The following is an 11,421-nucleotide window of genomic DNA, read 5'->3' on the forward strand; positions in this document are numbered from 1 at the left end:
GTTGATCGCAACCCACGAGATGGTGCATGGCACCCTGCTGGGCTTCCGGACTCTGGAGTTTCGGCGGTGGTATGGCAACTTGGCGTTCGTTGTTGATTGGAAAGATGACGGAGAAGTACTCCGCACTCAGAAACATCACACTGATGACCGCGTCGCTGCGACTAATTTCAATCTGGACTACATATTCGCGGAAGCGGCGGTGTATTCCTCGATTGGTTCTTCACTGTTCTCCATTCGGCACACGCCGCCGGGATGCTTGTTTGATCAGAAGGGTGCACCTGTGCTCCCCAAAGGTGGAGATTCAGCAAACCTTGCGTTCACAGTTGGCCTTCTAAATAGCTGCGTCGCCAACGTGTTTCTGGACGCACTCTGTCCGACCGTAGACTTTAACTCGGGATCATTGGTAAATGTTCCAGTTCCTGAAAAGATTGATCAGACTTCATTCATTGGACTTTCTAGGCTGCTCGTAGAAATCAGTCGTGTCGACTGGGATGCCTACGAGCGGAGCTGGAACTTCCAATCACTACCCCTCATAACAGCTTCCTCCGATACAGCTCCCACAATAGAAGCAAGTTACACTGCTTGGATTCTCCAAAACAAGGCAAACATCGCTGAGATGAAGCGCCTGGAGGAGGAAAACAACCGCCTCTTCATCGACGCCTACGGCTTCCAGGACGAACTCACTCCCGATGTGCCGATCGAGCAGATCACGCTCACGGTGAATCCCGCCTTCCGCTACGGCGGCAACCTCACCGAAGACGAGCTCTGGATCCGCTTCCGCCAAGACACCACTAAGGAGTTTCTCTCCTACACCACAGGCTGCATGATGGGCCGCTACAGCCTCGATCAACACGGCCTGATCCTCGCTGACTCCCGCGACAGTCAAGTTGAGCAACTTTCCGCCTACGAAGCCAAAGTCGGCAAGCCCCTGAGCGAAGTCCAGTTCAAACCCGACCCCGACGGCATCATCCCCGTGCTCGATGGAGAGTGGTTTGAAGACGACATCGTCGCCCGCACCCGCGAATTCCTGGCCGTCACCTTCCCCGAGAGCAGCGTCGCCGAAAACCTTCGCTTCATCGAAGAGTCCCTCGGCAAAGACATCCGCAAATACTTTTGCAGCGAGTTCTACAAAGATCACCTGCAGACCTACAAGAAGCGGCCGATCTACTGGATGGTGCAGAGCCCCAAAAAGGGCTTCTCCTGCCTGATCTACCTGCACCGCTACACCAAGGACACCCTCAACCTGGTGCTCAATAACTACTTCCGCCCCTACCTTCAGAAACTGGAAGCCCGCTTAGCCCAGCTCGGGCTTGATCAGCTCAACGACGACCTGCCCGCCCGTGAGCGCACCGCCGCCCGCAAGGAGGCCGAGAAGATCGCCAAGGTGCTCAAGGAATGCCAGGCCTGGGAGCAGGACGCCCTGCTGCCCCTTGCCCAACAACGCATCCCACTTGATCTCGACGACGGCGTGAAGGTGAACTACCTCAAGCTGCAGGAGGTGCTTGCGCCGATCCCTGGCCTGGCGGCCAAGGAGGACTGAGCTGATGGCTGGGCAAGACGCTTCAGCTCAGGGGCAGAGTCGGGCTCTTGGGGCAGAGTCAAGGGCAGAGTCAGGGGCAGAGTCGCTACTTGCCCTCGCTTGGTCACAGCGCCAATCGCGCCGTGCCGGTCATCAGATACTGAATCGCCTCACGCCCCCGCCGCGGCAAGGCCTCAACGGCGCCCGCCTCGATCAGTTGCTGCAGGGTCTGCGATACCGAGGGTTGCTTCACCTGCCACAGTTCCACCAGCTGGGCCTGGGTCTGGGCCGTAGCCGAATCCACCTGCGCCCAGGTCAGCAGACGATCCCAGGCGGTGTCGCCCAGCTGCTCTTGCAGCTCCGCCTGGTTGCGTTGCCGCAGCGTCAGCAGCAGATCCTCCAGCCCCACCGGCACAACGTCGGCGCCTGCGCTGGTGAGCCCCAGCAAGCCTGTGATCCCATCCTCCAGAGCCTTCAGCATCCCTCGCAGATCGCCGCGGAACAGTACGTACAGCCGCTGCACCACGGCAGCCTCCACAGGGGGGCGCCAGGGTCTGTCTGGATCGAGCTGCAACGCCTCATAGCGATTGGCCAGCAACTGCTCCACATCCCCCAGCGCCAGAGGCTCCAGCACCAAGGGATTGCTGAACACCGATCGGATCTGGGTGTGGCTCTGCACCACTGTGCGCACGGCATCGGTGGTACCCACCACGATCAGATGCAGGCCGTCGTGCAGCAGCGCCTGATCGCGGATACCCCGGAGCAGATCCGCCGCTCGCGACGCGTCCGCCTCACTGAGATTTTCGAGGTTGTTGAGGTGCAGCACGATGCCGCGGGCGCCCTGGCCGATCGCGTAACGGAGCAGGTCGCGCAACACCCGCGGCCCATCCAGCAGCAGCGCCCCTGGAGGCGTGGCCACGCTCTCGCTCTGGCTGCCGCCAAGCCCAAGCCCAAAGGCCGACAGCGACAGTCCGCCCCCACGCAGGCGGATACTGCGTACCAACTGTTGGGCGGTCTCCACCTCGGGTCCCGCTGCCGTTGGGCAGTTGGCCAGCACGGCGTCATAGACGCCGGAGAGCAGCTGGCTCAACAGGTGTTCGCTGGCGCCTTCAGCACTGATCGGGATGATCTCGTCACAGCTCCAGTAGCCCCCTGCCTGGGCATCGGCCTTTACCGTTTGCACAAGCGTGGTCTTGCCGATGCCAGGGCGACCCGCTACCGCCTGCCGCGAGCTGGGGCTGCTGCCGATCGTGGTCAGCAGCAGCTGTCGCTCCCTTTGCCGGCCCACAAACAGGCGCAGCGGCGTGGCCTGCGAATCCGCCCGCAGGGTGGCCTGGAAGTAGGGCGAGGAGCGCAGGTTGTAGAGGCCCCACAGGTTCGGCAGCGCCATGGCGGCAAGTATTGGCAAAGGGCTGCGGCCAGCCAATACTGGCTATGTATTGGCCGAATTGGCAATACAAAGCCATGACCCGCACCCCCGCCGCCACCAGCCGCATCCACGAGAGCCTCGATAGCGCTCTTGCTCGCAAGCGTGTGGTGCTCTGGTACGACCCCAATGGCGAGTGGGCCTCTGAGTTCGCTGACTACCAGCCCGCTGCGGCCGAGAAGCTGCGGGTGGAGCGCAATGAGTTCTCAGTGAAGGTGGCGATCAGCCGCGCCCCCCTGGATAAGCGTTTCCTGCTCTACCTACCCACCGCCAAGCCACCAGAGCCGGACAACTGGTTGTTGGACCTGCTGCTGGCGGGCCATGAGTTCACTGCCGATCGGGCCTCACTCGACATCCAGGAGGCCGGCCTGACACTGGAGTTCAAGGAGCTGGCCCAGCAACACAAGGCCTTCTTCCGTTCGCCGGTGCGCACCAGCAAGCTCAAGGAGTTGCTGCGTCCCAACGACAACGAAGCGTCAGTGCGGCTCAAGATGCTCGCCGTGCTGGCCAAGCAGCCGCCCGATATCGACAAGCTGCTGCTGCATGCCTTCAGTCAGCTGGAGCCGGCCAACCCCGATGGCGACGATCCGGTGGAAGCCCTCTATGGCAGCCAGCAACTGAGCGGCCACTTCTGGAGGGCAGTGGGCGAGAAGTTTGGCTACGCCAGCCCGGAGCCCAATCTGCGCGACTTCGCTGTTGGTTTGTTCAATAGCGTCAGCAGCATTGGCCCCTCTGGCGAGCTGCTGCCCCACGCCCGGGTGTTCCTGAGCATCTGGAAAGACAGCCTCAGCTCTAGGCCGGCCTTTGAGCAGTGGAGTGATCATCTGGCCGGTGTACTGCGCGTAGAGGAGCAGCTCAACGACGCACCAGAGAGCTACGAGCCAGATGACGACGACAGCTATGAGCTGATCGAGCGCTTTGTGCTCAGCCGCCTGCTGCAGCGTTTTCACAGTGGCGCCTCAGATACAGAGCTGCTGGAGACGATTCGCAACCGCAGCAGCTCCTGCTGGTTTGGCAAGCACCAGCACGGCTACCGCGCCTTGGAGCAGGCGATCACCTTCCGCGGCTTGCTGGCCAAGGCTGATCTGCAGGTGCCCAGCTTTGAGGAGGGACTGCAGCGCTACTGCAACGGCTGGTGGCGCCTGGATCAGGCCTACCGCCGCTGCATCTTCCACGCCCGCACCTACCAGCAGCCCGGGCTGCTCAAGCCGCTGCGCGACTGGCTCGAGGCCCAGTACGTCAACAACGTGCTGCTGCCGCTCACCAACCGCTGGAGCGATCAGGTGGCTGGCCTCAGTAACTGGGGATCGAGCACTTTGCCGAGGCAGAAGGAGTTCCACATGCGCTATGTGCATGCGCCGCTCTCCTCCAAAGGTCTCAAGCGCCTGTTTGTGGTGATCTCCGATGCCCTGCGCTACGAGGCCGCCCGCGACTTCGCTGAACGCCTCAACAGCCAGGCCGGCAAGGGCTGGCAGGCCGAGGTGGAGGCCCTGCTGGGGGTGCTGCCCAGCTACACGCAGCTGGGGATGGCAGCGCTGCTGCCCGGTGTTCAGCTGGGCCTCAACCCCAGCGATTCCAATGCCCTGGTGGATGGCCAGAGCGCCGCCGGCACCGACAACCGCGACAAGATCCTCAAGGCTTACGCCAAGGGCCGCGCCAAGGCGATCAAGGCGGAGGACTTCCTGAGCCTCGCCACCAGCAAGGAGGGTGCTGAACTCACCCGCGACTACGACTTGATCGTCATCTACCACAACTGCATCGACCGCATCGGCGACAAGCGCGAAAGCGAGGCCGACACCTGCCAGGCAGTGGAGCAGACCTTTGATGAGCTGGAGCTGATCCTGCGCAAGATCGCCAGTCTCAAGGGCAGCCAGGCGGTGATCACCGCCGACCACGGCTTCCTGTTTCAACAGGAACCAGTCGATGCCAACGACCGCGCCGAGTTCCCGCCTGCCAGCGAGCTCAGCTTCAAGAACAGGCGCTTTGCCCTGGGCAGTGGCATCAAGGCCAGTGCTGGCCAAAAAGTCTTCACCGCTGCTGAGTTGGGTTTGAGCGGCAGCTGGGAGGCAGTCTTCCCCCTGGGGCTTGATCGCTTCCCCCGCTCAGGCTCAGGCTCACGCTTCGTGCATGGCGGCACCTCCTTGCAGGAGGTGGTGGTGCCGGTGATCAAGCTCAAGCGCGAACGCAAGGACGAGAGCCGGGTCGTGGAGGCCGAGCTGCTGCGGCTACCCGCCAAGATCACCACCGGCAAGCTCTCCTTTGGCCTGTTCCAGCTGGAGGCGGTAGAGCCCAAAAAGCGCCTGCCCTTGCAGCTGCGCATCGGCCTTTACGCCAAGGCCGATGGCGCCCTGCTCTGCGCCCACCGCTGCGTGCTGCTGGATTCCGCAGCGAGCGAGGCCCGCGAGCGGGAGCAGCAGGTGGTGCTTGAGCTCTCCAACGCTGCTGGCGACTACAACAACAAGACCCTGGAGCTGCGCCTGGAGCAGCAGCTCGATGGTGTGGCTACGCCAGTTCCCTACAAGACTATGGAGCTGAAGCTGCAGCGGCCCTTTGGCAGCGACTTTGACGACTTCTGATGGCCTTAGTCCATGGCTAAACTAATCGGGTCAATGGCTGAGGCCGCCATGCAGGAGCGTTCAATGCGAATGGTGAACGTCCACCAGGCCAAAACCCACCTGTCGCGTCTGATCGATGAGGCCCATGCGGGCGAAACCATCGTGCTGGCCAAAGCCGGCAAGCCCTGGGCGCGGCTGATGCCCCTGGCGCCGCCCGTTCCCCAGCGCATCCCGGGCCGGTTGCGTAGCCGGGGCCCCCTCAGCCAGCCCGACCTGCTGCTCCAACCCATGGACCCCAGTGAATTGGAGAGCTGGGAGTCCGGCGCCCTACTGCCTGAGGCGCCGCAGCGATGAGCACTGGGGAGGCCTACCTGCTGGACAGCCACGCTTTGCTGTGGTGGTGGTTTGATCCCGATCGCCTTTCCGGCGCTGTGCGCGAGCTGCTCAGCGACCCAGCTACTCCCGTGCAGGTGAGTGCGGCTTCTGTGTGGGAGCTCAGCCTCAAACACCACCAGGGCAAGCTGCCCGAACTGAACGGCGTGATCGCCGATCTGCCTGGCTTGCTGCAAGCCGATGGCTTTGAAGCGTTGCCGATCTCCCTGGCCCATGGGCTGCGGGCAGGCAGTTACAGCCAGCCCCACCGCGATCCCTTTGATCGCATGCTGGCGGCCCAGGCCGAACTAGATCGACTGGTGCTGCTGAGCGCCGATCCCCAGCTTTCCAACTTCCCCTGCCAAACCCTCTGGTGAGATCCGATGGCGCCTGAAGCACCCAGCCCCCTGGACCAGAAGATCCTTGAGCACTTCCCTGGCCTGGTGGTGCGCAAGGACCTCACCACCGAGCTCAAGCAGAACGCCGTAGTGCCCACCTACGTGCTCGAGTACCTACTCGGTCAGCACTGCTCCACGGACGACCCGGCCCAGATCAGCGATGGACTGGAGTCGGTGCGGCGGATCCTCTCCAAGCATTACGTGCACCGCAACCAGGCGGAGCTGATCAAATCCACCATCAAGGACAAGGGCAGCCACAAGGTGATCGACAAGATCACCGTGACCTTCAACGACAAGGGTGGCTTCCACGAGGTGGAGTTCACCAACCTTGGCATCAAGAAGGTGCCGATCGAAGATTCCTACGTCAAGCGCTATCCCAAGCTTCTGGTGGGTGGCATCTGGGCCATCACCGATGTGGAGTACGAACTCCCCACCGACCCCAAGGCCAGCCCCTGGCAGATCGCCGGCGTCAAGCCGATCCAGGTGGCCGGCGTCGATCACGACGAGTTCCTGGCAGCCCGGGCCCAATTCAGCACCGACGAGTGGATGGACGTGCTGATGCAGAGCGTGGGCTTTAACCCCGAGCCCTTCACGAGGCGGGGCAAGCTGCTCACCTTGATCCGGCTGATCCCTTTCTGCGAGCGCAACTACAACCTGCTGGAGCTGGGGCCCAAGGGCACGGGTAAGTCCCACGTCTACGCCGAGTTCTCGCCCCACGGCATGTTGATCTCAGGCTCAGAGGTCACCGCCCCGAAGCTGTTCGTGAGTAACGCCAACGGCAAGATCGGCCTGGTGGGCTACTGGGACTGCATCTGCTTTGACGAGTTTGCCGGCAAGGACAAGAAGGTCGACAAGACGCTGGTCGACATCATGAAGAACTACATGGCCAACCGCACCTTCTCGCGGGGCATCGAGCAGCTCACAGCGGAAGCCTCGATGGTGTTCATGGGCAACACCCAGAAGTCGGTTGCCTACATGCTCAAGCACTCCCACTTCTACGAGCCGCTTCCCGACAAGTACATCGATTCGGCCTTCCTCGATCGCATTCACGCCTTCAATCCAGGCTGGGAGGTGCAGCCCGTGCGCCATGAGCTGTTCTGCACCGGCTATGGCTTCGTGGTCGACTACATCGCCGAGGTGCTCAAACACCTGCGCACCGAGGACTACACCGGCCTCTACAAAGCCCACTTCGAGATCAGCTCGGAGGTATCAACCCGAGACCAGACGGGTTTTGAGAAGACTTTCTCGGGCCTAATGAAGATCATTCACCCCAACGGCAAGGCCAAACCAGAGGAGATCGCCGAGCTGCTCGAGTTCGCCATGGAATGCCGCCGCCGGGTGCGGGAGCAGATCCTGCGTATCGACGACACTTTCAAGGCCAACGACTTTGCCTATCAGCCAGTTGGCGGTGGGCCAGCTGTCACGGTGCTGACGCCGGAGGAGCAGCAGTATCCGGCCTTTGCGGGCCTGCGGCCTTTGAACCCAGAGGGTGCCCCTGAGATCACCAGCGCAGAAGCCGTAATACCAACAGTGGCCGTAAGCACTCCCGCAAACACTGAGCCTGCAAAAGAACAGCATCTGGTGGTGCCTGAGAACACCAAAGGTTGGAGTTACCGGCGCCTATTTGCAGACCACCTCAGAGGTTGCAGTGCCATCATCATCCGCGACCCCTACATCCGCGCCTTCCATCAGATCCGCAACCTGGTGGAGTTCTTGCGCATGGTCAACGAGATCACTCCTGTGGGCGATGAGGTCACCGTTCACCTGATCACAGGCTCCGATCAAGAGACAATGGAAAAGCAGGTAGAGAACCTCGGCCAGGTGCAGGATTCCTTTGCCGGTACCTGCACTCCATTTAGTTGGGAGATCGATGCAAGCCCGAACTTCCATGCGCGCAGCATCACCGCAGACAATGGCTGGAAAATTAGTCTCGACCGTGGACTTGACATCTTCCAGTGGTTCGAGTTTTCAGCCTTCAAGGCAGAAGCTGCTATCCAGGAAGCACGGATGGTGAAGGGATGCGAGGTGAGTTACATCAGGACTGAGTCCTGATAATTAGTCGGCCTCCTGGGCCACCATCCAGACCTTCTTGAGAGGAAGGGCGAGGCGGATTTCCTCGGGCAGCTGCTCGTAGTGGGCAAAGAGCTTCTCCAGCAGTTCCTTGCGGCTCCACAGGCGGACGGCAGAAAGTTGCGGTGGCCGCGGGGACGAGGCTCTGGCATCGATGGCCCCGGTCCTGAAGCAAGCAATCTGGCTTTTTGGCGGATTCAGCCGAAACCCTTAGTCGGCCCGCGGAACCCAGGCGGCAGCAGCGGTATCTCGATCTCAGCCCCCTGCTCCACCGGGTAGCCCTCCAGCTCCAAGTGCATATCGCTGCTCACCAGCGTCAGTGGTGGGTCGAGATCAATGGCCTCCATGAACACCATCACCAGGTCTTGCCCCGCTCCGAGGCCATCGGCATGGCGCTTGACGTCCTGCTGGAAGCGCAGGGAGGTGTATTTCTTGAGGTCGGGCCGGGCCGAGAGCACGTTGGTGCGTAGGAAGCGGCGGTTGCCGTACTCCGTCTCGTTGACGAACAGCACATAGGGCTCATCCCCATCCGGCCCGGGTAGATCGTCCTGAGTGGTGATGTGGAATCCGGGCACGGCGTCGTCTCTCCCTGGGCAATGCTTCCAGCATCCGTCATCCGGCCAGGATGGTGAGGATCTGCCAGCGGCTCTGTTGATCTGCGCTGATGAGCCCGCTGTCGCCTGAATCGATCCGTGCCAGCAAGGCGGACTTGCCGCCGATCGCCGCGGTGATCACAAAACTGCGCCGCCAAGACCCTTACATCCAGCAGGAGCAGCACCGCTACCGCTCCCCGCGTGGCTTCCAGCACTGGGCTAATCACCTGGCTTTTGCAGCCCTGATTGAGGCGGGTCTGCAGGTAATGGATGAGCTGGAAGATCCGATCGGGTTCTGGGCGGCCACCACCTGCCGCTGGGCCCGGCTTGTGGAGGCCCCGCCCCGCTTCCTGGCACCGGAGCTGGCCGAGGCATTTCGCCGCACCCCCTCTCCCCGCCTCGATGACGAGCTGCCGCAGGTGCTGCCCTGCTTCCGGCTGATGCTCCCCGATGGCGTCTTGTTCACAGAAGACGGGGTGCCGATACCGGTGGTGATTGTGGCTGACCTGCGGGTGATGGCCAACTGGCTGCCGGCCGAGGCCCACCGCATCAGTGGCATCAGCTGCGTTGGTCTAGCCCTCGATGGCAGCAGCTACCTCACCCGCCATTCCTTTGCCCAGATCGGTGAGCGCCAACCCACTGCGGAAGATCTGAGCCACCCGGCCTGGCAGTGGGATGAGCAGGCGGTGCAGAGCACCAACCAACGCATGGAGGGCCTAGCGATCAATGCCCTGCTCGTGCAGCTCTACCAGCCGGAACTGCTCACCACAGCCCCGGCCGCCAAGGTGCGCAGCGGTAAGGGCTTCTCGGGTGGTGGCAGTGCCGACGACACCGGCGCCGTGAAGCCCCAGGGACCGGTGTGGATCGGCAAGGACTTCCGGCTTGATCACACCACCAGGGCGCCTGCACCGGGCAGCCCAAGCGGCGCCAGCGCCAGCACACCGCGCCGGCCCCACTGGCGCCGAGGCCATTGGCACACCGTTCTGCATGGCGAGAAACGCCAGAGCCGCCGGATGCAGTGATTTCGGCCGGTGTATGTGGGGCTCAGCTGATCGCCCGCTGGCCCTTCCCAGGCTGATCAACTGCTGTTGCTTATGCCTGTGGCGGCTCCTGGTCTTCAGGGTGCCTGGGTCGTATCTGACGGTGGGGACTGCAGCTCTATCGGGACTGTTCGCAGACCGCAGTAGCAAGCCCAGAATTCCACTGGCCCCCATACAGCGAGGCTTAAATCACCGATGGGTTTGGCCTGCTCCAGTAGAGGGTGGAGCTTCTTCTCTGTGACGTGACTCCAATCGCTCTGAGCGACGCGACGGTTGAGTTCCGCCAGCTGAAAGAACTCCTCTCGCCTTAAGTCGCCGGCTTCCCCTTTTTCGATCTTGGCCAGGGTGCCGTAGGCAAGCGTCTCAACATTGATATCTGCTGCTGCCCTACGGGCGGTATCAAGGGACCAGCCGCAATGGAGCCGCCAGTTCAAAAGCATCAGGCCAAAGGCCTCGCGGCTGGTCTCCTGCTGCTCAACGAGCCCGGTGTAGCTGAGAGCTTCCTCAGCGGCAGGTTGCGGTTGATCAGGCTGCTCAGGGTCCAAAGCTGCTGGCTGCATGGGACAAGATAGAGACAAATGTTGACATCCATCTCTTGCCGTTGGGCGCAACCGAGCAGAAACCAGGAGCTGTAAGCCCGCCATCACGGACTCTTGGCCGGTGCACCCAGTACGGGGCCCCAGGGCCTGCTGATGGGTGGCTTGACGACGCGTTTACGCAGCACTGCCCCTTGCGATGAAGACCCAGGCTCAGTGCTGCCCTCATCGCTTTTAAACAGCTCCCCCTTTTGGCTGATCTGCGCCATTGGTTCATAGAGCCTCAGTGCATCGGCCAGCCAGCGGCGCTGCTCCTCCACCAGCGAGGCCGGGGCCTCAATGCGGATGCCAGCTCCCAAGGAGAAGATCCAACGCCGCAGCTCGGGGTCGTCGCGCAGTACCCACTCCGGCAGGTCCAGCTCTACCGGGTAGGGGTGCAGCACATCGCTGTCGCTTGTCATCACCAGCTGCTGCGGTTCGGTTCGACCCCAGCTGTGGCCAGGCAACGGCCGTGACAAGCGCAGGTTGCAAGGCAGAAAACGCTCCAGCTCCTGTCGCGCCACCGCCATCACCTGCGGGCTACAGCGGAAGCGCAACGTCGAACGTGCGGGCTGCTCTCCAGCTGTGATCGTCCGCGTAAAGGCCAGCTGCTCTGTCAGATCGCTGCCTAAATGCAGGCTGCCGCAGTGCTGCTGCAACAGCGAGGAGCGCTCTAGAGCAGCCTGGTGCATCGACAGCTTGCGGCCGGCCCGGGCGGCGCTCTTGATTAGGTGGATAGAAGCGAGCGGCTCACAGGCCAGCAGGCCCTCCGCCTGGCCGATGTTGTCGTGCTCATGCAGCAGCAGCCAGGAGCCGCGATCGAGCAGCAGCTGCAGCGGCCATACCTGTAGCGGGCTGGAGCGCTCTCCGCTG

10 protein-coding genes are annotated in these 11,421 nt (G+C 62.3%); 6 read left to right on the forward strand and 4 right to left on the reverse strand.

From position 1 onward, the window contains the following. The first annotated feature begins 616 nt into the window (after positions 1-616). Positions 617-1,540, forward strand: a complete 924-nt coding sequence (locus AC01FP_RS14055; RefSeq protein ID WP_474481096.1) for a hypothetical protein — start codon at positions 617-619, stop codon at positions 1,538-1,540. A 103-nt stretch (positions 1,541-1,643) separates the two neighbouring features. On the opposite strand, the gene AC01FP_RS14060 is transcribed toward AC01FP_RS14055, so the two are convergent. Then, entirely contained in the window at positions 1,644-2,909 is a 1,266-nt protein-coding gene (locus AC01FP_RS14060) for an ATP-binding protein (protein ID WP_474481098.1), read from the reverse strand. A 74-nt stretch (positions 2,910-2,983) separates the two neighbouring features. Here AC01FP_RS14060 and pglZ point away from each other — a divergent pair, with 74 nt between their 5' ends. From pglZ to brxL, 4 genes are read left to right on the forward strand one after another with little or no spacing between them, the layout of a single operon-like run. Then, entirely contained in the window at positions 2,984-5,521 is a 2,538-nt protein-coding gene (pglZ, locus tag AC01FP_RS14065) for a BREX-1 system phosphatase PglZ type A (protein ID WP_474481100.1), read from the forward strand. Positions 5,522-5,569: 48 nt separating this feature from the next. Beyond that, entirely contained in the window at positions 5,570-5,854 is a 285-nt protein-coding gene (locus AC01FP_RS14070; protein WP_474481102.1) for a type II toxin-antitoxin system Phd/YefM family antitoxin, read from the forward strand. Continuing rightward, on the forward strand, positions 5,851-6,249 hold the full coding sequence (locus AC01FP_RS14075) for a type II toxin-antitoxin system VapC family toxin (RefSeq protein ID WP_474481104.1): 399 nt from the start codon (positions 5,851-5,853) through the stop codon (positions 6,247-6,249). The genes AC01FP_RS14070 and AC01FP_RS14075 overlap by 4 nt, the downstream gene beginning before the upstream one ends. Before the next feature lie 6 nt (positions 6,250-6,255). Then, positions 6,256-8,322, forward strand: a complete 2,067-nt coding sequence (gene brxL / locus AC01FP_RS14080) for a BREX system Lon protease-like protein BrxL (RefSeq protein WP_474481105.1) — start codon at positions 6,256-6,258, stop codon at positions 8,320-8,322. Between the two features lie 215 nt (positions 8,323-8,537). On the opposite strand, the gene AC01FP_RS14085 is transcribed toward brxL, so the two are convergent. Next, entirely contained in the window at positions 8,538-8,915 is a 378-nt protein-coding gene (locus tag AC01FP_RS14085; protein ID WP_474481107.1) for a hypothetical protein, read from the reverse strand. An 89-nt stretch (positions 8,916-9,004) separates the two neighbouring features. Here AC01FP_RS14085 and AC01FP_RS14090 point away from each other — a divergent pair, with 89 nt between their 5' ends. Next, a complete protein-coding gene (locus AC01FP_RS14090) occupies positions 9,005-9,955 on the forward strand; it encodes an AcrVA2 family anti-CRISPR protein (protein ID WP_474481110.1) in 951 nt (316 codons plus the stop codon). 95 nt (positions 9,956-10,050) lie between these two features. Here AC01FP_RS14090 and AC01FP_RS14095 read toward each other — a convergent pair whose 3' ends face one another. Both AC01FP_RS14095 and AC01FP_RS14100 read right to left on the reverse strand, forming a co-directional pair. After that, entirely contained in the window at positions 10,051-10,518 is a 468-nt protein-coding gene (locus AC01FP_RS14095; protein WP_474481112.1) for a hypothetical protein, read from the reverse strand. Between the two features lie 98 nt (positions 10,519-10,616). After that, positions 10,617-11,421: WCX domain-containing protein (locus AC01FP_RS14100; RefSeq protein WP_474481114.1), on the reverse strand; the 805-nt coding region annotated here is incomplete at its 5' end.

This window comes from Cyanobium sp. NIVA-CYA 375, from assembly GCF_056108345.1.